Source organism: Bacillus sp. F19, assembly GCA_023823795.1.
Classification (GTDB): Bacteria; Bacillota; Bacilli; order Bacillales; family Bacillaceae; genus Bacillus_P.
The window spans coordinates 424,237-449,755 of sequence record CP085710.1; the positions used below are offsets into that span (position 1 = coordinate 424,237).

35 protein-coding genes and 1 pseudogene are annotated in these 25,519 nt (G+C 38.8%); 31 read left to right on the top strand and 5 right to left on the bottom strand.

The window, feature by feature from the left end; translation table 11 throughout:
- Positions 1-12: 12 nt before the first annotated feature.
- The 4 genes from LIT25_02290 (at position 13) to lepB (ending at position 1,858) form a co-directional block, all read left to right on the top strand.
- Positions 13-447: an SRPBCC domain-containing protein gene (locus tag LIT25_02290; GenBank protein USK34256.1), complete on the top strand. Its 435-nt coding sequence runs from the start codon at positions 13-15 to the stop codon at positions 445-447.
- Between the two features lie 542 nt (positions 448-989).
- Positions 990-1,133: a hypothetical protein gene (locus tag LIT25_02295; protein USK34257.1), complete on the top strand. Its 144-nt coding sequence runs from the start codon at positions 990-992 to the stop codon at positions 1,131-1,133.
- An 18-nt stretch (positions 1,134-1,151) separates the two neighbouring features.
- The gene (locus tag LIT25_02300) at positions 1,152-1,334 is read left to right on the top strand and encodes a hypothetical protein (GenBank protein ID USK34258.1); all 183 of its coding nucleotides are present in this window, start codon (positions 1,152-1,154) and stop codon (positions 1,332-1,334) included.
- A complete protein-coding gene (gene lepB, locus LIT25_02305; protein USK34259.1) occupies positions 1,331-1,858 on the top strand; it encodes a signal peptidase I in 528 nt (175 codons plus the stop codon). The genes LIT25_02300 and lepB overlap by 4 nt, the downstream gene beginning before the upstream one ends.
- A gap of 280 nt (positions 1,859-2,138) precedes the next feature.
- Here lepB and LIT25_02310 read toward each other — a convergent pair.
- Positions 2,139-2,860 (bottom strand): annotated as a pseudogene (locus LIT25_02310) (AAA family ATPase).
- Positions 2,861-2,942: 82 nt separating this feature from the next.
- On the opposite strand from LIT25_02310, the gene LIT25_02315 reads away from it, so the two are divergent.
- Positions 2,943-3,083, top strand: coding sequence for a hypothetical protein (locus tag LIT25_02315; GenBank protein ID USK34260.1), 141 nt, complete (start codon positions 2,943-2,945; stop codon positions 3,081-3,083).
- 217 nt (positions 3,084-3,300) lie between these two features.
- Positions 3,301-4,818 carry a 5'-nucleotidase C-terminal domain-containing protein gene (locus LIT25_02320; protein ID USK34261.1) on the top strand — a complete coding sequence of 506 codons (1,518 nt, stop codon included), beginning with the start codon at positions 3,301-3,303 and terminating at the stop codon, positions 4,816-4,818.
- Positions 4,819-5,012: 194 nt separating this feature from the next.
- Here LIT25_02320 and LIT25_02325 read toward each other — a convergent pair whose 3' ends face one another.
- The 3 genes from LIT25_02325 to LIT25_02335 all read right to left on the bottom strand — a co-directional run bounded on the left by LIT25_02325 (position 5,013) and on the right by LIT25_02335 (position 8,089).
- Entirely contained in the window at positions 5,013-5,474 is a 462-nt protein-coding gene (locus LIT25_02325; protein ID USK34262.1) for a carboxymuconolactone decarboxylase family protein, read from the bottom strand.
- A 110-nt stretch (positions 5,475-5,584) separates the two neighbouring features.
- Positions 5,585-6,451, bottom strand: coding sequence for an RNA polymerase sigma-70 factor (locus tag LIT25_02330; GenBank protein ID USK34263.1), 867 nt, complete (start codon positions 6,449-6,451; stop codon positions 5,585-5,587).
- A gap of 186 nt (positions 6,452-6,637) precedes the next feature.
- Positions 6,638-8,089: a PLP-dependent aminotransferase family protein gene (locus LIT25_02335; GenBank protein ID USK34264.1), complete on the bottom strand. Its 1,452-nt coding sequence runs from the start codon at positions 8,087-8,089 to the stop codon at positions 6,638-6,640.
- Positions 8,090-8,234: 145 nt separating this feature from the next.
- On the opposite strand from LIT25_02335, the gene LIT25_02340 reads away from it, so the two are divergent.
- Positions 8,235-8,852, top strand: a complete 618-nt coding sequence (locus LIT25_02340; GenBank protein ID USK34265.1) for a LysE/ArgO family amino acid transporter — start codon at positions 8,235-8,237, stop codon at positions 8,850-8,852.
- A gap of 145 nt (positions 8,853-8,997) precedes the next feature.
- Here the strand turns inward: LIT25_02340 and LIT25_02345 are convergent, their stop codons facing one another.
- Positions 8,998-9,951, bottom strand: a complete 954-nt coding sequence (locus LIT25_02345) for a GHKL domain-containing protein (protein USK34266.1) — start codon at positions 9,949-9,951, stop codon at positions 8,998-9,000.
- Between the two features lie 370 nt (positions 9,952-10,321).
- On the opposite strand from LIT25_02345, the gene proC reads away from it, so the two are divergent.
- The 24 genes from proC to LIT25_02465 all read left to right on the top strand — a co-directional run bounded on the left by proC (position 10,322) and on the right by LIT25_02465 (position 25,420).
- Positions 10,322-11,161 (top strand): pyrroline-5-carboxylate reductase, encoded by an 840-nt coding sequence (gene proC / locus LIT25_02350; protein ID USK34267.1) that lies wholly within the window; start codon positions 10,322-10,324, stop codon positions 11,159-11,161.
- Positions 11,162-11,495: 334 nt separating this feature from the next.
- Positions 11,496-12,074: an RNA polymerase sigma factor gene (locus LIT25_02355; GenBank protein USK34268.1), complete on the top strand. Its 579-nt coding sequence runs from the start codon at positions 11,496-11,498 to the stop codon at positions 12,072-12,074.
- Positions 12,064-13,146, top strand: a complete 1,083-nt coding sequence (locus LIT25_02360) for a DUF4030 domain-containing protein (GenBank protein USK34269.1) — start codon at positions 12,064-12,066, stop codon at positions 13,144-13,146. Before LIT25_02355 ends, LIT25_02360 begins: the two co-directional genes overlap by 11 nt.
- A gap of 345 nt (positions 13,147-13,491) precedes the next feature.
- Positions 13,492-13,812 carry a WXG100 family type VII secretion target gene (locus LIT25_02365; protein ID USK34270.1) on the top strand — a complete coding sequence of 107 codons (321 nt, stop codon included), beginning with the start codon at positions 13,492-13,494 and terminating at the stop codon, positions 13,810-13,812.
- 164 nt (positions 13,813-13,976) lie between these two features.
- On the top strand, positions 13,977-14,135 hold the full coding sequence (locus LIT25_02370) for a hypothetical protein (protein ID USK34271.1): 159 nt from the start codon (positions 13,977-13,979) through the stop codon (positions 14,133-14,135).
- A gap of 31 nt (positions 14,136-14,166) precedes the next feature.
- A complete protein-coding gene (locus LIT25_02375; GenBank protein USK34272.1) occupies positions 14,167-15,414 on the top strand; it encodes a hypothetical protein in 1,248 nt (415 codons plus the stop codon).
- Positions 15,415-15,432: 18 nt separating this feature from the next.
- Positions 15,433-16,230, top strand: a complete 798-nt coding sequence (locus tag LIT25_02380; protein USK34273.1) for a hypothetical protein — start codon at positions 15,433-15,435, stop codon at positions 16,228-16,230.
- A gap of 14 nt (positions 16,231-16,244) precedes the next feature.
- Entirely contained in the window at positions 16,245-16,796 is a 552-nt protein-coding gene (locus LIT25_02385) for a YfjD family protein (protein ID USK34274.1), read from the top strand.
- A gap of 147 nt (positions 16,797-16,943) precedes the next feature.
- Entirely contained in the window at positions 16,944-17,501 is a 558-nt protein-coding gene (locus LIT25_02390) for a YfjD family protein (GenBank protein USK34275.1), read from the top strand.
- 127 nt (positions 17,502-17,628) lie between these two features.
- Positions 17,629-18,093 (top strand): YfjD family protein, encoded by a 465-nt coding sequence (locus LIT25_02395; GenBank protein USK34276.1) that lies wholly within the window; start codon positions 17,629-17,631, stop codon positions 18,091-18,093.
- 405 nt (positions 18,094-18,498) lie between these two features.
- Positions 18,499-18,768: a gas vesicle structural protein GvpA gene (gvpA, locus tag LIT25_02400; protein USK34277.1), complete on the top strand. Its 270-nt coding sequence runs from the start codon at positions 18,499-18,501 to the stop codon at positions 18,766-18,768.
- 39 nt (positions 18,769-18,807) lie between these two features.
- The gene (locus LIT25_02405; GenBank protein ID USK34278.1) at positions 18,808-19,293 is read left to right on the top strand and encodes a gas vesicle protein GvpP; all 486 of its coding nucleotides are present in this window, start codon (positions 18,808-18,810) and stop codon (positions 19,291-19,293) included.
- A 27-nt stretch (positions 19,294-19,320) separates the two neighbouring features.
- Complete coding sequence (locus tag LIT25_02410; GenBank protein USK34279.1) at positions 19,321-19,815, top strand: gas vesicle protein GvpQ; 495 nt, start codon at positions 19,321-19,323, stop codon at positions 19,813-19,815.
- A gap of 21 nt (positions 19,816-19,836) precedes the next feature.
- Entirely contained in the window at positions 19,837-20,097 is a 261-nt protein-coding gene (gene gvpA / locus LIT25_02415; protein ID USK34280.1) for a gas vesicle structural protein GvpA, read from the top strand.
- Positions 20,098-20,160: 63 nt separating this feature from the next.
- The gene (locus LIT25_02420) at positions 20,161-20,424 is read left to right on the top strand and encodes a gas vesicle protein (GenBank protein ID USK34281.1); all 264 of its coding nucleotides are present in this window, start codon (positions 20,161-20,163) and stop codon (positions 20,422-20,424) included.
- A gap of 28 nt (positions 20,425-20,452) precedes the next feature.
- Positions 20,453-21,376, top strand: coding sequence for a gas vesicle protein GvpN (gvpN, locus tag LIT25_02425; GenBank protein USK34282.1), 924 nt, complete (start codon positions 20,453-20,455; stop codon positions 21,374-21,376).
- Between the two features lie 11 nt (positions 21,377-21,387).
- Positions 21,388-22,155, top strand: coding sequence for a GvpL/GvpF family gas vesicle protein (locus LIT25_02430; GenBank protein ID USK34283.1), 768 nt, complete (start codon positions 21,388-21,390; stop codon positions 22,153-22,155).
- A gap of 1 nt (position 22,156) precedes the next feature.
- The gene (locus LIT25_02435) at positions 22,157-22,420 is read left to right on the top strand and encodes a gas vesicle protein GvpG (protein USK34284.1); all 264 of its coding nucleotides are present in this window, start codon (positions 22,157-22,159) and stop codon (positions 22,418-22,420) included.
- A gap of 4 nt (positions 22,421-22,424) precedes the next feature.
- Entirely contained in the window at positions 22,425-23,234 is an 810-nt protein-coding gene (locus LIT25_02440; protein ID USK34285.1) for a GvpL/GvpF family gas vesicle protein, read from the top strand.
- A 19-nt stretch (positions 23,235-23,253) separates the two neighbouring features.
- Entirely contained in the window at positions 23,254-23,475 is a 222-nt protein-coding gene (locus tag LIT25_02445) for a gas vesicle protein (GenBank protein ID USK34286.1), read from the top strand.
- A gap of 20 nt (positions 23,476-23,495) precedes the next feature.
- Positions 23,496-23,780, top strand: a complete 285-nt coding sequence (locus LIT25_02450; GenBank protein USK34287.1) for a gas vesicle protein K — start codon at positions 23,496-23,498, stop codon at positions 23,778-23,780.
- 29 nt (positions 23,781-23,809) lie between these two features.
- On the top strand, positions 23,810-24,142 hold the full coding sequence (locus LIT25_02455; protein ID USK34288.1) for a gas vesicle protein: 333 nt from the start codon (positions 23,810-23,812) through the stop codon (positions 24,140-24,142).
- A gap of 14 nt (positions 24,143-24,156) precedes the next feature.
- Positions 24,157-24,978 (top strand): YtxH domain-containing protein, encoded by an 822-nt coding sequence (locus LIT25_02460; GenBank protein USK34289.1) that lies wholly within the window; start codon positions 24,157-24,159, stop codon positions 24,976-24,978.
- Positions 24,979-25,006: 28 nt separating this feature from the next.
- Positions 25,007-25,420, top strand: coding sequence for a gas vesicle protein GvpU (locus tag LIT25_02465; GenBank protein ID USK34290.1), 414 nt, complete (start codon positions 25,007-25,009; stop codon positions 25,418-25,420).
- The last annotated feature ends 99 nt before the right edge of the window (positions 25,421-25,519 follow it).

Consider the following 25,519-nt stretch of genomic DNA (forward strand, 5'->3'; position numbering starts at 1 on the left):
AGCTCAGGTCAATTGGCAAAGCAATTAATGGTAAGTGATGAAATTCTTATAGATGCAGCACCTGAAAAAGTATGGGAGATTCTGATTGACGCGAAATATGTGGCACAGTGGGATGAACTGCCTGAAGATTATCCATTAGGAAAGATGGATGAGGGAAGCAGGGTAATCTGGGAGCTGCCGAACGGAGGTCAATCCATTACGACAATAATTGCTGCGATTCCAAAAAAGGAATTAAAAATCGCCCTCTATGTTTCGAACTGGGAAGAAAAACCAAAAGAAGGCGACGTTGCCTATTTGTATCAGTTAGAAGAGCAGGGCAGCAGGACGCTGCTGAAAATTAGGATCGGTGACTTCTCATTAATTAAAAATGGCCAGAACTATTATGAGGCTTCTGCTGAATTTGCGGAGAATGCTAAGATGGCCATTAAAAAACTGGCGGAGGGCTGATCGGCGTAGATTATGATGAAGACCGGGCGGCACTTCCAATGGGGAATGGCGCCCTTTTGATCTCTCTATAAAAATCATTTGGGTAAGAGATTGGTTCACCTGATTAGCTCTTGAAATCTGAGTCTTAATTTATAATCATTGCTGATTTTTTTATTGCCGTTTTGTTATTTTTACAAAAAATTAATAAGAATTGGTAATTCAGTTAACAAAATATTTTTAAAATACAATTAAACACACGTAAATAAATATAAAACCATAAAATTTACCAGCAACGTCTTCTTATATCATTAAGACGAAAGAAAAACCAATGCTTCAGTTTGCTGCGATGTCAGACGTTCATGTCGGCTCACACGAAAAAGGGGATGCAAGGTATGAAAGTTTCTTTGATACAATGGCATCCTTTTTTTCGTCTGAGCCAGCCGCCGCATGTTTCATAAGGGACATCGCTCCTTATTTATGGCATGATAAAAATAGCTTCCGCAATATTTTGAAACTTTCGGCTGTGGTCTTTCGTAATTAGTGATATAAAGGAGCGGATGAAAATGAGTCCTGAAAAAAAGAACCGAACAGGGTTGGCCATTGGGATAGCACTGGGAGCGGGAATTGGCATTGCCCTTGATAATCTTGCTATGGGAATTGCAATCGGGATTGTTTTTGGAATAGCATTCGGTTCTTTCAAAAAATAAATCGTAAGGCGGGATCGCATGAAAAATTGGACGGTTGTGTTTCTTTGTCTCTTTTCAGCCTCTATTGCAGGAGGTACGGCGCTGAATTCCATCATTGATTACGCTATGCTTGCAGGTACGGGGCTTGGGATTTTCTTTTTGCTGACGGCTGCTTTTTTTCAGGGCGGAAAAATGCAAGCTGAAATGGAGGGCAAACAATGAAGGAAAACATGAAAAACGAAATTTGGAGCTGGACGAAATCGCTCCTGTTTGCTGTCGTCATTGCTTTTATTTGCAGAGAATTCCTTTTTGCGCCGGTCTTGGTGGAAGGAAAGTCTATGCAGCCGACGTTTGAAGATCAAAACCGGCTGATTATCTCCAAAACGAGCGAAATCGGGCGTTTTGACAAGGTGGTCTTTCACTCGCCGGAGCCAGGAAAAGATTACATCAAGCGTGTCATCGGACTTCCAGGTGATACGGTTGAAATGAAACAGGATACTTTATACATTAACGGAAAGAAATACGATGAGCCTTATCTGGCTGCATCCAAGCAGAAACTCCCTGAGGGTGAACTGCTGACTGAAGACTTTCAGGCAACCGTTCCTGAAGATGCCTACTTTGTCATGGGAGATAACCGGAGACAAAGCAGGGACAGCCGTGAGATAGGCCCGGTTTCTGAGAAGGAAATGATTGGTGAAGTAAAGCTGCGGTTTTTCCCATTAAATGAAGCAGGTATTCCTGAATAAGTGTTAACTTGCACCGCTAATGTGATAACTTGTCTGCAGGGTGAGCAGGCAGGCGAGGGTCAGCTGATTGGTGAAGTTGCTGTCTTCAATTGATGACAGCACCTTTTTTATGAAGCTTTTTCTTTTTCCACGGCTTCCAGACTGAAATGATCATGATAAAAATAGTAATGGCAATCTGAAGAATGACGGCGTACTGTCTGATGGAATGATTCTGAATGAAAACGGCATTACTTAAAGCTGCGCTGCCTTCATCCTCAAGAAGAATGATAGCTTTTATAATTTATTTAATCCCGATAACTAAACTATCTCGTGCAGCTTCAACAACTTCTGTAGTAATGGTATTCAGATGATTAATTTCAAGTATTCTCTCAATCTGAGTAAAAAGTCTCTGTATAAGTCTAAAATTTCCTCCAGTAATCTTAATGATACTAGTAATTGCCTCATAATCGGAAAAATCCTCAAGCTTTATAGAGAGTCCTAATTCTTGCCATTTATACTCTAAAATATGGTGGGTTTCATCTTTACTCAGTTTATCAAATTCATGAGCAAATCCAATTCTTGAATAGAGTTGAGGATATCGAGCTAATCGTTTCTCAATGCCGGGCATTCCAATTAATATCATTGCTAAGTCATTTCGATCATAGATATCTCCAAGTTGTTCTAAATTTTGCACTTTTAGTCGATCTATTTCATCAACGATAATTAAGTTGATATCTTCATAAGTATTAGTAGAATACTCTTCTTCTTCCCCTCTGGTACGCAATTTATAAATAGCTCTTACCAAATTTATTCTCGTTCCAATAGTATGGATCTCATCGGTCATTTTTGTAGCCCGTACTGCTGGAGCTGTATAAAAAATTGTTTTTGCTTCTCAATGGAATCCCAATTTGAATAATACCTAGAAGATAACGTTTTTCCAACGCCAGGTAGTCCATAACAAATACAAAACAGTGTAGGTTTGTAAAATATATCAATAGCCAGAGAAAATGATGGAGCTTCAATATTTTTCTGTAGTGAAGCATTGCAAAATGTGAAAAGAAGGAATAGAAATTTATGGGTAAGGGATAAAAAAGAGGTTTTGAAAATGGAAAAAACATTACCTGTTAAAAATCAAATGAATGGCGTGTTTGTTCATGTATCAAATTTGAAGGTTGCAGCAAAATGGTATTCCAATTTGTTACGGTTAGATTTTGATTTAGATAAAGTAATTTTCACCTTTCTATAACGTACCGTTAGTAGGGACAGCTTCTCCAACTTTAGATGACCACACATTTGATCCTGATTTCAACCATAATATAAGTCCAAGCCCTATTTCTTATTATTTTAAGAAAAAATTATTTTAACATACCCTTAACATGCGCTTTACAACTCCCTTGTACACTTCAATAGGAGTACCGCCATATCTGGTCCCCCAATAGAATAAAAAATAAAGGAGAATGTTTATGAATCGCTTTTTTCTTGTCCTATTAAGTTTTGTCATAGCTATTAGCTCTTTGCTAATAAGTGATTTAAGAGTGGAAGCTAAAGAGTATCCTCGAAAAGCAACGGTATTGTATTTTAATGATGCTCATGAAATTAGTCCAGTAGTCAATCAATTTGGAGATCGAGGCGGTGTCGCAAGGCTAAAAACAGCAATTGATCGTGTTCGAAAAGAAAATAAACATACGATAGCAGCATTTGGAGGAGACTTAGGTGGAGGTACTTTATTTGGAGCTGTGTACCAAGGCTTTCCAATGGTAGAAGCATTTAATGAAATAAACATTGATATTGCAAATTTTGGTCAGCATGATTTTGATTTCGGATCTGATGCGACAAAAAAATTGGTTAAGCAATCAGAATTTCAATGGATTTCTTCAAACCTTACAGATTCAGAAGGAAAACCATTTGTTGATGTTCCAACCTACAAGATTATTAATAAACAGGGAATTAAAATCGGTGTTATTAGTCTTACTGATAATATGAATACTACATCTTTAGATGGTCAAGTTGTACAACAAGATCTTATCCAGTCGGCCAAAAATGCAGTTGAAAAGATTAAAGAAACGAAAAAAGCAGACGTTATTATTGCTTTAACACAAGAAACATTAGAGAAGGATGAACAATTATTATCAGCAGTTCCTGAAATTGATGCCGTGTTTACGGAAGAACAAGCTGAGGATCAATCATTTATACATGAATATGAGAATAATCGTTACATATTTGCTCCAGAAGGAAACCTTGGCTCAATGATTCGATTAGATATTACAAAAGACGGAAAAGAAATTCAACTGAAACCAGAAGTAATAGAGGTCGATCATACGGTACCTGAAGATCCAAAATTAAAAGAGATTGCAAATTATTATCAAGATAAGTTAGATGAGGAGCTAGGAAAAACCATCGCCAAATTAGAGACTCCTCTTATTTATGGAGATAACCATGAAGCGAGATTTCAGGAAACGAATATTGGCAATTTTGTAGCTGATGGCTATCGCTCTTATTATAACGCCGATATCGGTATCATGAATGGTGGAGGAATCCGATCTAGTATTCCTGCTGGAGAATTTACTTTGCGTGATGCTTACTCAATTCTTCCTTTTCAAAATAAAGTCATCCTTGCAGACGTAAAAGGAGAAACCATTCGAACTGCTCTTGAGAACGGAGTATCAAGAGTCGAAAATCTAGGTGGCGGATTTTTACAAGTCTCAGGCATGCAATATTCTTATAACCCTACTAAACCAGTGGGATCAAGAGTAGAAAATATTTTAGTTAACAATGAACCGATTGACATGCAAAAAACTTACAAAGTAGCCATGTTAAATTATATATTTAACGGTGGAGACGGATACACGATGTTCAAAGATAGTAATTTACTCGTTGATGAGGCAAATGCTCGAACAGATGCGGAAGTCTTAATAGAATACGCCAAAAAATTAGGTGTAATTAATGTAAAAACAGAAGACAGAATTAAAGTAATACAATAGGAGTAAGTTTGATACTAAGATAATAAAAAAAGCCGAAATTTTCTTAGAGAACTCGGCTTTCTTTATGTCGAATTTTGCTTAGCGTAAAAAATGCTGACCTTATAATACGAAAGGGCCATTTTGTGGAATGAAAAGCTAAGTGAAAAAAATCCCTCTTATCCATTCTGAATACAAGGGATTTTATGTTGGAAAACTTACTTTTCTGCTGCAGGCTTGTAGTGTCCGGGTATGCTTTTGGATGAAATGGCCAAACGGTTCCAGCCGTTGATCGTGATGATTATGGTAACGAGATCGATATATTGTTTTTCATCAAAATGAAGGAGTACCCGCTCATATAGATCATCTGGTACACCGTTTGCCGAAATGGCTGTGACTGCTTCCGTTAATTCTAGCGCTGCCCTTTCCGGTTCAAGATAGAATGGTGCCTCACGCCAAGCATTCAAACAGTAAATTCTTTGTTCGGTTTCACCATTTGCCCGGGCATCCTTTGTGTGCATATCCAAGCAGTAAGCACACCCATTGATTTGAGACGCACGAATTTTAATCAATTCGATTAACTTGTTATCAATTCCCGTTGCTTTCTTGTACTCCTCCAATTGACTCATTAATTTGATAACTTCCCGATTTGTCCGCATGTAGTTAATACGTTGCTCCATGTAATCTCCTCCATTAAATTGTTTTAGAGTTTCACTAATAAGACAAAACAGAGGATTGATTTGTGACATAAAAATAGAGAGCCCGCATTTGAGCTCCCAGTCTATCCATATTAAGGAACAGGAATATGATTTAATTTATCCGGATTTGAAACAATAAAGATTCTCCGGACATTTTTTTGTTTTGAATCTAATTCAAAGCAGATGACTTTGATAGGATGCCCCTCTTTTACTTGTAAGATTCCTTTCTGACCATTGACCATCACCGGAAGAAGTTCTCCTATGAAACTTCCTTTAGCGGAAATTCCTTTAAGAAAGGCAGATACGCGCTGTTTGTTTACAATTGGATTTAATGCAGAAATCACTTTTCCTCCGCCGTCGGTAACAAGTACAACATCCTCTGTAAGAATATCAATAAATTTCTCAAAATTTCCGGTCATCGATGCTTTTATGAATGTTTTTGCCAGGAGATCAACACGTTCAGTATTCTCCGGATGGACAGGCATATCATTCTTTAATTTCCGCTTAGCACGGCTGTAGATTTTTCTGCAATTTACTTCAGTCTTTTCCAGCATCCCAGCAATATCCCGATAGTCATAAGCAAATGCTTCTCTAAGAACGAACACTGCTCTTTCGACAGGTGATAGTTGATCCAGCAAAACGAGAAAGGCATAAGAAACTGTTTCGTCTGTTACAATCTTATCTAAAGGCTGCTCTGTTTGGTGTACCCGAGGCTCAGGCAACCAGGGCCCTGTGTATATTTCTCTTCTCTTACGGGCTGATTTTAAAAAATTCAGACAACGATTCGTCGTCACTTTCGCAAGATATGCCTTCAAGTCCTTAATTTGAACGGTGTCAATCTTAAGCTGCAGGAATAAATCATGAACGATATCTTCTGCGTCGGTAACTGATCCAAGCATCCGGTACGCAATGGAAAAAAGAAACGGTTGATATGTCTTATATAATGTATCCAACTCCATTACTTACTTCACCTATTTTCTATTACATTTATCCTCTAGTTTATACGATTCGCAGATTGAAGACCATGTCGGATAAAAATTCATTTCCCTTGTCAATTTTAAAAATTTCAATTGCTTATTCAGCAATCGGGGGCGATTGTGAAGGAAAGCATTTAGCGTTGTAATTGCGTCCTCCTGATCGCACTCCTATTCGATTAGTCTTCTTACTATAATTGATAAACGGCGCAGACCATCTTCTAAACTTGAAAGAGATGCAAAGGAATAGGAAATGCGCAAATACTGGTCAGCCTGATTATCATAGACGTTTCCCGGGTTTAGTAATATGCCTTCTGCAAGTGCATGTTCAAAAAGTTTTCTTATAGAGATGGACGGTAATAAACGTACCCAAACATAAAATCCTCCACTTGGCTTTTCCCATGTTGCAATACTGGAAAAATACTGATTTAAAGTACTTAATGTAAAATCTCTTCGTATTTTAAGCTGTTTTCTTATTTCTTTAAGATGCTGATCATAAAGTCCGCTGGAAAACCATTCTGCTGCAGCCCACTGTGATAAAGAACTGGAACCATAATCGGTTTGCATTTTAATATCTGCTAAGTGCTCAATAACTGGTTCTGGACCAACGATCCAGCCAATTCGAAGACCTGGACTTAAAGATTTAGATAAACTTCCCAAATATAGATCAAGTCCATTTTTGTCAAAAGCCTTAAGCGGTTTTGGCGGTTTTTCATCAAACCATAATTCCTGGTAAACATCATCCTCAATTATAGGCAATTGTTGTTGTTGGCAGATGTTTAACAATTGATCACGTCTTTCAGCAGTCATTAAAGTTCCAGTAGGATTGTGAAAAGAAGGAATTGTATAAAGTAAAGCAGCTTTATGCTGTTTTTTATATTGTGGAATATGATTGGCTTTAATTCCTTCTTTATCTAACGGGATGCCGACTAATTGCATACCTGCTGACTGGAAGACATGCAGTGAATTTAGATACGATGGCTTTTCTGTTAATACAGTAGATCCTTTATGTAATAAACCAACACTAATAAGCTGAAGGGCTTGTAAAGCACCTGAAACGATTAAAATGGAAGATGGTGAAGCTTGAATTCCAATTGTTTTTAAATAGCTGCTTATTTGCTCTCTGAGTGGCAACAGCCCCTTCGGTTCTTCATAGCCATAAGATATTTCTCCAGTAGACAATTTTTCGAAAACTTGTTTCATTGAAGAGCTTGGCATGAGTTCTGGTGATAATTCTCCCGTTCCTAAACGGATTATGTCAGGAATAAATTCAGCTTGATTTATTTCTTGAACCGTTGGCAAGTTGGGTTCGTGAATGCCAGAATTTACGTAGGAACTCCAATCCGGGGGAGGGGCAGTTGCTAAAAGGTTCCATGTATTATTAACCACTCTAGTTCCACTGCCGGTTTTTCCTTCAATAAGTCCTTCCGCTGTTAATTCATCAAAAGCCGTTACAACTGTACTTCGGTTTACTTCAAAAGCTTTTGCTAACGTGCGTTGAGGAGGGAGCTTATATCCTATCGTCCATTCTCCATTCGATATTTTTTCTTTCATAAATTCAGTTATTTGTTTATGTAATGGTACAGGTGAAGACTTATTTGGCTTCCAATCGATTGAAAACATCCAATGGTTCTCCTTTTTATTTGCCTTATTATATATTATATTATTTGGTTGGTTTGAAATCCATCCAATTGGTTGGAGACATGGTGAATGTCTTCAGGCTAAACTAAGACTAGTTTCATAAAATGGAAGAAAGGGAGAACATTGGATGTTAGAACCATTTATTCATGGATTTATTCTTGCACTGGGATTGATTCTGCCTCTTGGTGTCCAAAATATTTTTGTTTTTAATCAAGGGGCACTGCAGCCGCGATTTATTAAAGCATTACCAGTTGTGATTACAGCCTCTTTGTGTGATACGCTTTTGATTTTAGTGTCTGTCTTAGGGGTTTCATTACTAATTCTAGGTTCATTTTGGATTAAAACGATCCTTATTGGGGGAGGTTTTATCTTTTTAATGTATATGGGATGGACCACTTGGAATAGTAAACCGAGTAATGAAAGAGAAGAAATGGCAAAGAAATTTTCTTTGAAGAAACAAGTGTTGTTTGCGGCATCTGTTTCCTTGCTTAACCCACATGCAATAATGGACACGATGGGTGTAATTGGACCAGGATCGTTAAGATACGAGGGGGAAGAAAAGGTACTATTTGTTATTTCATGTGTGTTGGTTTCGTGGAGTTGGTTTTTAGGACTTGCGCTAATTGGGAGAATGAGTGGAAAACTCGATAAATCAGGAAACTTTATGTTTGTATTGAATAAAATATCAGCCTTAGTAATGTGGGGGGCAGCCGTTTACCTTGGATTATCTTTAATTAATCATTAAGCTAAGTAAATAAAATTGTAGGCTTTTCAACATATAAGGACTTAAATCGGCTTCAACACTCGGGGGCTTTCTTTTGAATAAGCCCCAATGCCCAGACTACTACTAAAACTCTGAGCATTACGTTCCTATTTACTGAGCTGGGTTTTTATCTGATTGCAGGAATCTTGATCTTCACCGTAAATTCCTCTTCTTTATAAACAAAATCTAAATATCCCTGATGCTCGTTCACGATATCATGAATGATTTTCGTGCCGAGACCAACATGTCCGTCTGATTTTGTCGTGATCCCGTATATTTCATACAATTGATCTAGAATATCGTTTGGAATTGGCATGGCGGTATTTTTGCATATGAGTATGTAAAGACCGCTTTTTTTGTAAAATTGCAGGGAGATCTGTGCCTGTTCTTTATGTGCCTTTTGCCATTCTTTGCTTGCATTAATGCTATTGGATAGAAGATTGCCAATCAAAGTCACGATGTTATGGTCTGAAAACGGCAGGGAAGATAAAGGGAGGTCGAGATCATAGACAATGGAAATGCCGGCCGCATGAGCACGCTTATACATCTGGTGCAGGGCTCCAGCCACAATTCCCCGTTCTCCTTTAATCGAGAGGTTCGTTTCTTCATATCCGCCAACTAATTCATCCAAATAGCCTTTCGCTTCCTTATTTTTGCCGTTTTCAAGCAGGAAATGAACAGCAGAAACATGTTTAAGAAAATCATGCCGTTCGCTTCGGACAATTCTGAACGTTTCATTCATGTGATTCCGCTGTTCTTCAAACTGCTGAAGCTCGTGAGATAAAGTGTGCAGTTTCTTTGAACCGGTTTGCCGAACCGCTTCTAGACCGATAAAAATCAGAAAAGGGACGAGCTCTATTAAAAAAGGCAGATCCGCTATATAGAGGGTAATGAGTATCATTTGCATTAAGAATAAATATATATGCCATTTTACTTCCAGTGCACTAAGGTTCAAAGTGGATTTTCTATAAAGAAAATAAACGATTCCTAAGGCTAGTAAACTAGTATAATAAACGGGCGTTTTCCAAGGCAGATTCATGACCAAAGCCTGAAGATGAACCGTTCCAAGGATAGCAGTCATTGCCCAGTATAATATGGGGAACTTTTTTTAATGAATACTTTCCATTTTCACCAAAATTCTTTCTTTTTTACTAGATTTACTTTCCAAAATCGGAATTTTACTTGCCGGAACAGCTCAAATACTTTCTTTTTTCCAAATGTCTCCCAGACCATTCTCCAAATATCCTCAAATAACTCGATTACAGCCGATTATTCCCGTTTAAACGAATTCACTCATAGGTAATCCCTCAATGATAACGCTTCCCTTCACTATCTCGGTCTATTCCTTATAATTGTCCTGTATTCCCTTGAATCTATCTCTCAGCATGTTACGATAATAAACGTTGAAAAAATACGAACGGACACGAACAGAGTTTTTGAGGGGGCTCATTATGTTAAAAAAAACAATTGCATTTTTAGGTGCAGGGTCGATGGCAGAATCAATGATTTCAGGGATTGTACAGGTCGGCATCATTCCGGCAAAAAACATTTATGTCACAAATAGAAGCAATCAATTGCGGCTTGAAGAATTGAATCATGTGTACGGAGTGAATGCGGTTCATCAGAATGCCTTGCCTTATGAAGAAATCGATTTGTATATTTTAGCCATGAAACCTCAGGGCGCAGCGGATGCACTTCAGGCACTAAAGGATAAAATTAGAGCGGACCAGGTTGTGATTTCTGTTTTAGCGGGCATTTCGACAACTTTTATGGAAGATCATTTAAATAGTGATCAGCAGGTAGTGCGCGTGATGCCGAATACGTCTAGCATGATCCAGGAATCAGCCACAGCGCTTAGCCCCGGAAGATATACGGTGATGGACAATGTGCTTGCTGTGAAAGAGCTGCTCAGCTGTATGGGAAAAGTCTTTTTAATTGAAGAAGAGCAGATGGATATTTTTACAGGGATTGCAGGAAGCGGACCGGCTTACTTTTATTATTTAATGGAGCATATGGAGCAGGCGGGCGTTGAAAAAGGTATGGACGAAGAGATGGTCCGCGAGATTATTGCTCAAACCATTCTTGGCGCAGCGAAAATGATTATGGCAAACGACGAAGCACCGGCAAGTCTAAGAAAAAAAGTCACTTCACCAAATGGAACGACAGCATCTGGCCTTGAGGCATTGCGGAAAAATAATGGCGGAAAAGCCATTTCACAGGCGATTCATCATGCGGCGAAACGTTCGAAAGAGCTGAATGAAGAGATGTCAGGAGCATTGGTCACGTCTTAACCCGAATGTACCAAAAAGGATGACAGATATTCTCAGGGTGGAATAGGATGCTGAAAGAAGAGAAGCAGATAAAAAGAGTTGTTATTAAGATCGGAAGCAGCTCGCTGACAATCATGCACGGCGAGATAAGCCGCAGAAAGCTTGAGAAGCTTCAAGTTAGATAACCCTAGACATCTCGTCTAGGGTTTTTCTGCCTTTACCCGTATCATCATAATAAGTTCCTGCGCAGCTCACTTTTTTAATATCATGAAGTTTTTTTGGAAGAAAAAGTGAAACCGATTGAACCTTCCATTTCGTTATATATTATGTACAAACCAAAAGGGAGGCCTCCCAATTGAAGAAAGAGGATGAGCTTATAAAGAGAATCAGAAAAGGGGACAAGGATGCATTTGGTCATTTAGTCAAAGATCTGCTGCCTTCAGCCTATCAAACCGCCTTCTTGATTCTCCGGTCAAAAGAGCATGCGGAGGATGCCCTTCAGAATGCTTTGGAAGGCGCGTATATCAGCATCATGAAAAACAGTGATATGACTCATTTTAAACCTTGGTTTTACCGGGTTGTCTATTCAAAATCAATTGATTTATACAGAAAAAACAATCGGCATGTGTTATCGGAACTGGATGATTACCATCAGCAGGAAGGGAACGGCGGCTCTAATTCAGCCCAGCAGCTCATCATCCAAAAGGAGAACAGACAGGAAATGCTGGCCCGTATCCTGGAACTGAAAAAAGAACAAAGCCTCCCAATCTATCTTCATTATTATGAAGAGATGAGCATGAAAGAGATTTCGCTTGTTCTGGGAGAAAATATGAACACTGTAAAAACAAGAATGAAACGGGGAAAACAAATGCTCGCCCGCGTTCTGAAAGACTCAAACAGGTACACTGAGGGGGTTAAAGCAAATGGGCTCTAAAAGGGAAAAAAACATCAGCGATTTCAGTGATTGGCAGGTGCCGGGCTCAATCGAAACGTTCATCGGAAAACTGCCGGAACGTTATTCGGAAGGACAAATCAAGAAAGAGGCGGAAGATCAGATGGACCTGGAATGGCGCGCTTTTCAGGCAGACCTTAAAAAGAACAGCTTCTTTAAGAAAAAACCGGTTCTTATTGTGCTTGCTTTAGCTGCAGCCTTCATGCTTTTCATTGGAACTGCCTTTGCGTCGCCTAGTGTAGCGCAGGTTGCAGCAAAAATTCCGATCTTAAATCTCTTATTTGAAACAGAAAAACAGCCGCTTATGGAAGAACTGCAAAAAGCGCTGGACGATAAAGGGTACAAATGGGACGGCTTGGGGGTGGGGGTGCAGCCGAGGGAAATCAGTGTAAGAATCGTCGGCACCGATGAATATTATGATGATGTGAAGCAGGATGTGGAAGAACTGATTCAAGGAATTTTAATGAAAAGAAACGATAATGCTTATTCCATCGACATCTCTAAATCAGAACCAGTGGAAGAACCTTCAGAAGCTGAATTAGAACAAGCGGGAGAGCAGCACAAAATAAGTGAGGATGTACAGGAAATCCTGGCGGGATACGGATATACACAAACAGGCTTTGGCATTCAAGAAGGCGTGATTGAATTTGACCTGCCAAAGGATGAACCGCGAATCGAGGAAATCAAAACAGCTGTCTCAGGTCGTCTTAAAGAGAAACAGTTTGGTAACTATTCAGTTAAAGTGCATACATTCGACAGAGCCAAAAAAGAGCGTGAAGACAGATGGATTCCGATCTTTAACACCATTGCAGACGGCCTGACTGCCAAAGCTGAATATAAAGTAAAAGGTGTCGGCTACACGAATAAATACGATTATTACGCCATTTATATCACGACAAGCGTTTCTTATAAAGACGATGATGCCAAGGAACTTGCGGGTGCTATAGAAAAAACAATTGAGGTTTATTTAACCTCTGAAAAAGTAAAGAATACCATTAAAGGTGATGACTATAATATCATCATAAACAGCAAGGAAGATAAACAACTGAATTGATGATGAAGAAGCTTGGAGAATTCCAGGCTTTTTGTTTTTCTGGAAATTATTATAAAAATAGGTTTACCTTTTTATGGGCAGGTGGTATTAGAAAATTGGGATATTTTTCTTCTTTTCTATCGTTACTAAGTCCTAATGATTTCCCAATTTGATCAAATGTCTAATCAAAAGCATTACTTTCCTCGCATGAAAGTCTGAACACTCGGTCTTAGAAAATGTTACTGGAGACTTATGGAAATTGGGAATTGAATCTAGTAATATTTTCTTATATGTGCAATACGGGATGATTCTGTAGAAATTTGAAGGATATACATAGAAAAATGTAAGAATTGGTGAGGTGAAAGAATGAATTCTGAACATGTCAGAGCCCTTGCAAGGGTTTTTCAGGAAGCATCAGATTCCGTTAAAGACCAGGAAGCAAAATTGCTTCAAGATATAAACAATAATGCAGCTACATGGAGCGGTAAAAGCCGCAGCAAATTTGATTCCGCCATGGACGAAGCCCAGATCCTGTTCCAAAGACACTCAGACAACCTCTACGACATCAGCCGCGAGCTCGAAGCCGCCGCCGATTCCGTTGACCGAGTGCGGGAAGAGATTGAAAGACAGGAAGAATTAGAGAGGCTTGAGAGAATCCTCCGCCTGAAGAAATTAGATGTGCAGTAAACCAGTTAGGGGTGCAGCATGAACCATCGTTCAAGCAAAAAGAAAAAGAAAGTGGACGAAAGACAGGGAATGAATGACGGCTGCGTGCCGGGATGTATTGATTTTTAGATTATCAGTTTTCCCATTTAATATAATGACTAAATTCAAATTTTATGAGGTGCACAATGAGCCATCAACATGATCATGATCCGAATTATAATCGGAAGAAGAAAAAAGAAGAGAAAAAAGGAATGGATGACGGCTGTGTTCCAGGGTGCATCGACTTCTTTTTTCTTCCATTTCAAATCGCTGTTTTAGGCTATCAATTCTACCATTTAGTATAAGTATTAATGTAATAAGGAAGGAGTTTCTATAGTGTCTAATAAAATTTCAGTAGATCCGGATAAGCTGGATCAGCTTGCCAATTCATTTGTTCACAAGCTGTCAGATATTGAAGAAGAATATAGCAGGCTGCATATTGAACTTGCCAACTTGATTATGAGTGCTCCTCCGGAATACAGCCATTGTTTTTATGGAGTGGGTGATCCATGGAACACAGGCAAAACTCTTGTAAGTCATCTAAGCGATATGGAGCAGGATGCCAGAAATACAGGGAATAAATTTGCAGAAGCTGATAACTTAATCGGCCAGCTTTACAAACTTCATGAGAAGTATGGGGCTTTAACTGCCATGGGAGCGTTAGTAGGGAGACAGGCTACATTTTATGGTCTTGGATTAACGCAATTTATTAAAAATACAGATAATTTATATTCATTTAGACATATGAAAGCCTTGCAGACTTTATCAGATGTAATTGATGATTCAAAATACCGTAAAGTAGCCAGAGGTTTTTTGAAAGTAAGTTTTCTTTCTTCGAGATACAATTCTTCGTCCTTTGCAGACCTGGTTCATAAAAAATATGCAAAATATCTTCCAGATGAAGTAGTGAATTATACAAATGACGCAAAAACGTTTGTAAAGGGTTTAAAAAACAACACTTTGAATGCTTCAAAAGTGTCATCTTTTGCAAAATCAGGGCTTAAATTTGCAAAAACCAATGCATTGACAACTGTGGCTATTACAGGTGCTATGGAAATAGGCGGAATGGGACTCAAGATATCAGAGAACTATGCCAAATATGGGAATGATCCGGACGTCTTAAAACGTGAAAATGCAAAGGCCGTTGGGAATGCCGTGAACAATACTGCCGCTATAAGCGGAGGAGCCATTGCAGGTGCAGTAGTTGGAGGGGCAGCACTAAGCGTCTTTGGCCCTGTAGGAACAGTTGTTGGAGCATCTGCAGGTTCTTTTGTCGGCGGACTAATCGGTGAAAAAGTTGCAAAATATACAGCTGGATTTAGTGAAAAAGTAGCCATGGTATTTGATGACCAAATTCAAGGCGGTATAAATGTGTTTAAAAGCGGGTTTGAAAAAGCCGGAAAGGCAGTGGATACTTTTAACAGCGGCGTAGATTTTGTAAACAAACAAATAAAAGAAACAATTGCAGATCCTGTAGGTAAGGTAAAAGATTTCGGCAAAGGGCTTTCAAAGGCTAAAGACACCGCCGAATCGCTTGTAAGCGGGGCTGGAAACTTTTTAAAAGGAAAATTCTCATTTGGTTAAGGAGGTTTGGAATGAATTATGAATTCCATACAGTTAAGTATCGAAGAACTTATATTTTCTTTTTACAGTGAAGGGTTATATGAGCAAGGGATGGGGTTAAAAGATACGTATTTTCCTAAGTTAACAGAAGAAGATTTAAAGTTTATGCTTGAGATAGCATCGCGTTCCCTTTTGGCTAAAGACTTGGTTAAAGAAGTAGACAATCAGTATTATTTGAAAGAAGAATACGCAGAATACATTCATGTTCTGAACTCTGCTGACAGCACACTAAAAGCATCTAAATTTTCCCCTGATCTTGCTCATGAAGAATCCGTTACGTACCACCTAAAACAAGGAAGAATGTACTCGCATCAAATGCTTCATGATCATCAGGTGCATGCAATAATGGAAGTAGAAGAAGAGGGTGCGGTTAAAGACCTTAATATCTTTTTTCAATTGACTTCATTAGAATCAGACAAAAGCGATGTTTCGTTTTCTTTGACTGATGGTGAGTTTGAGGGTCTGCTTGAAGAAGCAAGCCGACAGAATAACGAAATCAGAGACATCTTAAAGAAATTTTCTGCTCTGGAAACAACGCCTGCATTTGAACAGCTTGTTTCAGATTTAATCAGAAGAAAAGGGAAGATGGACAGTTTCCTGCATCTAAAATATGATGTAAATAATAACCCTGATCTTGTTGATATTACTTTTTTTGTCCCTGGACAACTCAATGTCTGGGTACTGACCAGATCTCAGCTTCAGGGACTTGATGTCAAAAAAGCTGATAAGTGCTTTATTCCTGACCTTCTAGAAAAATTAAAGACTGTATCTGTATAAAGAGGAGGGTTTCTTTGCTAAACCTGCAAAAAGAAAACAACAGTATCAAAATGAAAGGCTCCAAGTTTATGTATGTCTGGATGCTGCTTGCTACCTTTGGAGGACTTGCAGCGTGCATCTTTCTTATCGTAAATGGTTTTAAATTCGATTCAAAGTACTCGTTTTTTTACCTTGGAGGAGGCTTTTTGCTTTTTCCAATCTTTCTTTATCTAACATTATGGTCACTTCCGGGGTTCGTACCGGGGAAAACGCTGCTTGTTGTGATAGAAGGGGCAAATGGCTCCATTATTGCCAAGAAAGACACTATTCCCTTTACAAGTATAAAGAGCATCCGTTTTGTAAGAAACCCGCTCAACCTGATAAATGACATCGTCATCGAAACGTTTCAGGGAGAGGTAAGAAAAATACGGACTTATAACCTAATAGACGATACAGACTTTGCCATTTTAATAGATCAATATGTTTATCCTAATATGAGTGAAGATGCAAAGGCAGTCTGGGACCGTCATGTGAATTTAAGTGAATTGTTTGAACATGCAAAGTATGAGAGAAAGACAGACATTTAGTTTTTATTGTGAGGCCAGCTTTATTAAGCTGGCCTTGATTTAGATTATGTTCTTCATCCTTTTAGGGTTAGAGATGAAAGATAGAAAGAACCTGTTATAAATGGGCAAGTATCTTTTAGAAAATGTAATGCAAAGGAGCTGAGTAACTTGCCTTATACACATGAAGAACCCAGCTTTATAAAAATAAGAGCTCCATTGTTAATGTATCTATGGATGGGACTTTTTATATTTGGAGGTTTAACAGCTTGTTATTTATTGATTACTTATGGATTGAAATTTGAGTCGGATTATTCATTAATCTATTTGGGTGGCGGCTTGATTTTATCTCCCTTTTTTATATATGAAGCTCTTTGGGCACTTCCAGGATTTATTCCAGGAAAAGTTTTATTTATTCTATATAAGGGAGAGAACGGCAGTATTGTTTCTAAGAAAAAAACTGTACAGTTTAAAAATATCCGAAATATTAATTTTAAGAGAAACCCGTTAAACTTATTTAATGAGGTTATAGTAGAGACCTATGATAACAAGAGCGTTAAATTCAAAACATACAATTTACTTCATGAAGTAAACTTCTATGACATAGTTGATGAACACATTTTTCCGAATATGACAGATGAAGTTAAAATAGCCTGGAACCGAAAAATATCTGATGATCAATTTCTTAAAAGCATGAATTATGAGAGGAAAAATCATAAAGCAGATTAGTATCCAAGTAGATCTGTGATTACCTTTTTGAAATTATCTATCGTTTTTTTGGAGGGAACAAATGCTTAATGCAATATCATAGAACTCAAAACTATATATCAAAGGAAACAAATTTTATTACGGAGTTTTGGCAGCTTTTATTTTAGGAGGCTTATTTGGGTCAAGTTATGCAATCTCAGAAGGGTTTGGGTTTGTTGGCGGCTTTCTATTCTTTCCAATCTTCCTCTATTTGTTTTTCTGGTTTCTGCCGGGGCTTATTCCTGGAAAGGTCTTAATTTCATTGTTACAAGGCGAAGGCGGATATCTGCGTACTAAGAAAGGCGATATCGCATTCCAACATATTAAGCAAATTAATTTAGCGCGTAATCCTGTAAATTTGGTCAACCGTATTGTTATTAAAACCTTTGATGAAATAGTTTATGAAATTCCTGCATACGACCTTATTGATGAAACGGACTTCGCTGTTATTGTAGATAAGTACATCTTTTCCCATATGTGTAGTGAGACTCAGCTTGCATGGAACCGTAATGTAAATCTTGATAAGTTATTTAGAGAAGTGAATTATGAGAGGAAAGCAGATGTAAAAGATTAATAGGTAAACATCGATATCTTAAGTTTGAGAAGAAGAATGCCGATTCAAATTATTGAATAATTAGACTTCCTCAATTATGAAAAAACCCCGTATTCCAACCGAATACGGGGTTTTTTCATCCCCATAACGAAGAAAAATCCCCTTTGGATCACTTTGTAACAGTTTTGTAATAAATTTACCTTTTTTGTCTTACTTTCTGTAAAACTCCACAAAAATGCTTTGATTACAGCGTTTATTCATTACAAAATTTAAAACCTAAAGGAAAATATTAGAAAATTATGAAATGTTAGTTCTTGTTTTTTCTAACCCATGTTTTAAGCCAAGTTTTAAAAGGTATATCCCATGTAACAAAGCGATTAGGGCTTGCCCAAATTTACATCGTCAATGAAGGGAGCTAATAAAGAGATGAGTATTCAAAAAAGCACGGATAGTTCGAGTTTAGCGGAAGTTATTGACCGGATTCTTGACAAAGGAATTGTAATTGATGCATTTGCCAGGGTGTCGCTTGTTGGAATTGAGATTTTAACGATTGAAGCAAGGGTTGTGATTGCAAGCGTCGACACTTGGCTGCGATATGCAGAGGCTGTCGGTTTGCTGCGTGATGAAGTGCAGGAGGAAGGTCTTGCAAATCTTCAAAAGAATGAACGAAGCACACAATCAGCTTTTAACTTTTAATAGATGAATCATTATTATATGAAGAAATGGGGATAAATCATGGCAGGCAAAGATAAGAAAGAAAAAATGGAAAATCAGGAAGAATCGAATCAGCAAGAAGAACAGAATCAAGATGAGAAACAGCACAATTCCTTAAATTATGTGATTTTAGGCGGAGTTGTTGGAGCAGGAATCGGATTGCTTTCAAGTCCTGAGACAAGCAAAAAGGTGTTTAACAGTCTTGGGCAATCAGAAGCAGTAAGAGTGGCCGGCAAGGAATTAAGAAGAACGGCACAGGAAATCATTACTGAGCAGGCAATGGTTGCGCTCAGACAGACAGCAACAGGCTACCTTGATAAAGGAAACTTAAGCAGCCTGCTTGCACCGAAGAAAAAGAAAGAATCTTCTCCGGAAAATGAGAAAAGTGAAGAAAAGGAATTAGACTCTTCTCAATATGATGAGTTGAAAGAGGAAAACAAAAACATGAATGACCAGCTTCAGCGCATTGAAGAAATGCTGAATCAGCTCATTGAAGCGAAGAAATAATGGATTTGCCCTGAAAGGGGTGATTAGATGGATAAAATGAAAAAAGCTGCTTTAAAAGCTGGAAAAAAAATCATTGAAAATACGCCTGAACCTATTAAAGAAAAGGTTGAGGATAAGGTTAAAGAAAAGGTTAAAGAAAAGGTTAAAGAAAAAGCGAAGGAAAAATTCGTCGAGAAGACAGAGGAAAAGCTGCAGGAAAAAGTAAATGCAGCTGCCGAAAAGCTTGGCCATGCAAAAGACGAGAATGCAGATAAAGTTCATGGCAAAGCTGAAGAAGCAAAAGAGAAAGTGCAGGATATTCTGCTGTCTGTCAGAGACAAGCTGGGCAACGTGAAAGAAGCGGGAAAAGATTTTCAAGAGAAAATCTCTTCTAAAGATGATAAGAAAAAAGTGAAAGGCTATAAAGGCATAAAAGGTGTCAATCAAATCAAAAGCTCCACAGATTTAAAAAGCTCTACGAAGATCAAAAGTTCCAATGATATTAAATCTTCTACAGATATAAAATTATCAATTGGATCTTAACCCTGAGAGGAGAATACAGAAATGTCGATCCAAAAAAGCAACAACAGTTCGAGTTTAGCAGAGGTTATTGACCGGATTTTGGATAAAGGGATCGTAATAGACGCTTTTGCAAGAGTATCAGTAGTCGGAATTGAGATTTTAACGATTGAAGCACGAGTCGTTATAGCAAGTGTGGATACTTGGTTGCGTTATGCAGAGGCTGTAGGTCTCCTTCGTGATGAAGTTGAGGAAAATGGTCTCCCTGAGCAATCAAATGAAAGAAGTTCACAGTTTAGTATTTAAGTAATACAAATGGCTCCTGCTTCTTACCTTTAAACGGCTGAAGGAACAATCGGAGGCGACACTATGGCTATTAAAGAAATCATGAAAAACGTAAACGACTTTTTCAGCGAACATGTAGCACCGCCGCACAAAATCACTTCTGTTGAAGCGATGGATGAGGGCTGGAGAGTGACGGTTGAAGTGATTGAAGAAAAAGAATATATGAAGAAATATGCAAAAGATGAAATGCTCGGAACCTATGATTGTCAGTTAAACAAAGATAAGGAAGTCACGTCTTTTAAAAGACTGGACATTCGCTACCGAAGCGCAATCGGTATGGAACAGTAAGGGATGAGCGGGCAGGAGGCAAGTAAAGATGACGGTCTTAAAAGAAAAGGTAAAGAAAGATGCAAGAGCATTGATACAGGACGATGAGACGAAGGATATTCTCAAGCGTTCGCTGCAATACTTGAAAGCCGGATATTCAGTACATTTTACAGGCCCCTCAGGTGCAGGAAAAACCTCCCTTGCGCTTGCTCTTGCCAAAAAAAGAAAACGGCCGGTCATGCTTATGCACGGAAATCACGAATTAAATAATAAAGATTTAATCGGGGATTTTACAGGCTATACGAGTAAAAAGGTCGTCGATCAGTATGTCAGATCTGTTTATAAAAAAGATGAAACTGTCAGCGAAATGTGGAAAGACGGACGGCTGCTTGAAGCAGTTAAAAACGGATATACGTTAATTTACGATGAGTTCACTAGGTCCCGCCCTACTACCAATAATATTTTTCTATCGATTTTAGAAGAGGGTGTTCTGCCGTTATATGGCTCTAAATTAACAGAACCATTTGTCCGGGTTCATCCCGATTTCGCAGTCATATTCACCAGTAATCCTGCTGAATATGCAGGAGTTTACGATACGCAGGATGCCTTGCTTGATCGCTTGATTACGATGTTCATAGATTATAAAGATGTTGAACGCGAGACGAGAATCGTAGCCGAAAAAACAGATGTAGAAGAAAACGAAGCAAGAGCTATTACCACTCTCGTTACGAATTTACGGGATGCTTGCTCAAACGATAAGAATAATGGTCCTAGTTTGAGAGCTTCGATTATGATAGCGAAGCTTGCAGCAGAACAGGATATTCCAATAGATGGTGAAGATCCGGATTTTCAAAGCCTTTGCATTGATATTTTATGTCATCCAATCAGCAGATGTCTTGATTCGGATCATGCTAAAGCAGATGCAGAGCAATTAATAATAGATGAATGCAGCAAAATGGACGTCTTGGATTAGAGGAGTGTTTGATGATGAGTGAACAAGAAATGGGTATATATATTTTCAGCGGAATTCAAACGACGGAAGATGAGGATTTTGGAACAGTGGAAATTGAAGGCGAAGAGAGGGAAACCTTTACGATTCGCTACAAAGATGCTGCGATGGTTGCAGCCGAGGTTCCAATGAAAATCTATCATCCGAATCGTCAAAATTTGATGATGCATCAGCACGCTGTTGCCGCGATTATGAGCAAAAATGATACAGTCATCCCGATCAGCTTCGGGAATGTTTTTACATCCAAAGAAGATGTAAAAGTCCTTCTGGAAAACCTGTATCCTCAGTTTGAAAAGCTCTTCCCGGCAATTAAAGGGAAGATTGAAGTCGGGTTAAAAGTCATCGGCAAAAAAGAATGGCTTGAAGCAAAAGTAAATGAGTATCCAGTGGTTGGGAAAATGTCAGCTTCTGTGAAGGGCAAGTCTGAAGCGGCCGGATATTATGAACGCATTCAGCTTGGAGGCATTGCTCAGAAACTGTTTGCTGATCTTCAAAGGGAAGTGAAAGCCGAGGTGTTTACGCCGCTTGAAGAAGCAGCTGATGCCGCAAAAGCAAATGAACCGACTAGCGAAACAATGCTATTAAATGCCGCATTCTTAATTGATCGTGATTCTGAGGAGCTTTTTGATCAGAAGGTAAATGATGCACATGAAAAATGGAAAGATAAAGTCGAATTTAACTACAGCGGTCCATGGCCTGCTTACAACTTTGTGAACATCAGGTTAAAAGTAGAGGAAAGCTGATATGCTTCATAAATTGGTTACCGCACCAATGAATCTTGTAGTTAAAATCGGACAAAAGGTACAGGAAGAAGCAGAGAAAGAGTTATATGACCTTCCTGCTATTCAGCAAAAGCTCATTCACCTCCAAATGATGTTTGAGCTCGGCGAGATTCCTGAGAAAGCTTTTCAAGAAAAAGAAGAAGAGCTTTTGACAAGGTATGAAATTGCCAAGCGCAGGGAAATGGAAGAGTGGGATAAGCTGACGAAACCAAGAAACGAGGGATAAGCAGATGGGCGACTTGATTTATTTATATGGATTGATACCAACTAAAGAAGCGGCAGCACATCAATCGTTTCCATCTTTCAAAGGCTTTGATGGTGAACGCAAGCTATACACCATTCCGATCAACAATGTCACCGTAGTTGTTTGCAAACTGGATTCTGATCATTATTCAGAAGAAGCCATTAAAGACAAGATCGAAAGTGATATGGACTGGCTGCAGGAAAAAGCGTTCCATCATCATGAAACGGTTGCCGCCCTTTATAAGAGCTTCACAATCATTCCGCTTAAATTTTGCACGATTTATAAGAATGAAGATAGCCTGAAGCAAACCATTCAATCCAATGATACAAGGATTGTAGAGACACTTTCCATGCTGCAGGGGAAAGAAGAATGGAATGTGAAAATCTATTCTGACGATAATGAACTGAAAAAGCAGGTAAGTGAAAACAATTCCGCAATCGAAGCGAAGAAACAGGAAATAAGCGAACTGCCTCGCGGAAGACAATTTTTCGAAAAGAAAAAGATTGATAAGCTGATCGAGGATGAGCTTGAAAATGAGAAGAATCGAGTTTGTGAACAAGTGCATGAGAAGCTGAAGGAGCATTCGCTTCACGCAGCTATTAAGAAAAATTGGAGCAAAGATGTCACAGGACTAAAAGAAAACATGGCCTGGAACAGCGTGTTTCTTCTTCCGATTCCGAAAGTGGAAAGCTTCTTGGAAGAAATGAAGCAGTTTGAACAGGAACTTGGCGGCACTGGCTGGAGATTCGAAGCTACAGGCCCATGGCCGGCTTACCATTTTTCCAGTTTTTCATAAAAAGTGAGGGATCTGACAGATGTCTCTTAGAGAATCCGTTGAAAATAAGGATATAGCCCTTATTGATATTTTAGATGTCATCCTCGATAAGGGTGTGGCAATCAAAGGTGATTTAATCATTTCGATCGCAGGTGTAGATCTTGTGTATTTGGATCTAAGGGTTCTGATTGCTTCAGTTGAAACGCTTGTTCAATCAAAAGCAGGCAACCGAAAGCCCGTCACATCTGATCAATTCGGGTAAGCAGAGGGAGGAGTTAGTCGATGCAACAGGCGAGCCAAACAAATGGTAGAATCCAGCTTGATCCTGAAAATGCTGAACACGGACTTGCGCAGCTAGTCCTGACCGTCGTTGAGCTTCTCAGACAAATTGTCGAACGTCATGCGATGAGGCGGGTGGAGGGTGGAACGCTGACGGACGAGCAAATTGAAGATCTTGGAGCAGCCTTGATGAACCTGGAAGATAAAATGGAAGAATTGAAAGAGGTCTTTGGCCTTGACGCTGAAGATTTGAATATAGATCTTGGCCCTTTAGGCAGCTTGTTATAACCTAACGCGGCCACTTGGAGGGACATGTAATGGCAGTCCAAAGCAATATGCAATCAAGTACGATTGTTGATGTACTGGAAAAGATTCTGGATAAAGGTGTTGTCATCGCAGGTGATATTACGGTAGGAATTGCCGATGTCGAACTGCTGACAATTAAAATCCGCCTCATTGTCGCTTCTGTTGACAAAGCAAAAGAAATCGGCATGGACTGGTGGGAGAATGATCCTTATCTAAGCTCCAAAGCGGAGAATAACAATACAAAGGCACTAGAAGAAGAAAATAAGAAATTGAATGAACGACTGGAGCTGCTTGAAAAACAGCTTGGCTCAAATCGTTTAAATACAGCTAACCAACTAAAATAATGGAGGGATTTACAATGGCGGAACAAACAAAATTAGACAACTCACAGGTGGAAAATACGAAAGCAGAGAACTCTAACAAAGAGAACTCAAATAAAGAGCAATCAACTCAGGAAAAATCATCAAGAAGAAGCGCGCCAATTAAACGCACGGTCGCAGGCAGTATCCTGGGCGCTACAGTCGGCTATCTGGCAACACCTGAAAACGGGAAGAAGCTTCTTGCCCGTATTGATACAGATGAATTAAAAAGCAAAGCTGCAGACTTTGGAAAAGCAGCGAAAGAAAAATCGTTCCAAGGTGCTTCAAGCTTAAAATCATCAGCTGCTAATCTATTTAAAAAAGATAAAAATCAGTCAGATGATTCTGATCAAGACGATTCAGTGAACAATTCATCAGAAGAAGAAACTTCATCTTCAAATTCAAATGAAGATTTCGAGGCATTAAAGCAGGATAACCAGACTCTTCAAGAACGTCTTCAGCAGCTTGAGGAAAAAATGAACCAATTAAGCGGCCAAAGCAATTCAGAAGAAGAAGATGATGAAGAAGACGATAAGGAAGAAGAAGAAACACCAAGCAAGAAAAAAACAAGCAAATCAAAAGCTGAATCTGATGACTCCGAAGAAGGCGAAGATGATGATGAGATAGAAGAGGACGAAGAAGAAGAAGAAATGATGTACGATGGCAAAGAAGAAGACAAAAAGACGAAAAAATCAGCACGCGGAAGAAAACCAAAGACTTCAAAATCCTCAAAAGCAAAAGATGAAAAAGCCAAGGATGAAAAAGATGAAGAAGAATCAGAAGATACTTCTCTAAGCAGCGACGATGACACATCATCTTAACTGAGACTAAAAAGGAGGAGACATGGAGATGAGTACAGCAGCAGCCTCATCAAAAGACAGTGTACTAGAATTCTTTGTACAGGCTTCAAATAAACATGACTTTGCATTAGACATCACGTTAAACGTTAATGGTGCAGTCATTTCCGGCACAATGGTTTCTGCTAAGGAATACTTTGATGCCCTAAGTGAAACGTTTGAAGACGGCAGTGAAGTCGCCCAGAAATTAAGTGAACAACTATCATGTGCAAGCGAATCCGTTGAATCAAACGGAGATGCTGAAGCTCATTTCATTCACTTGAAAAATACGAAAGTGTATATTGGCGACAGCAAATCCACCCCTTCTAAAGGACAAATCCTTTGGAGAGGCAAGTTGAGTGAAATTAATGGATTTTTCCTCGGGAAAATCTCAGATGCCAGACCAGCAAGCAAAAAATCAGAATAGAGTTAGAGATAAAGCCGGGACCAGAGTTTCCCGGCTGTTTTTTGTCTGAAGAAAACTCTGCCCCCATGAATTAGGAGATAATTGACTTACGCACATAAT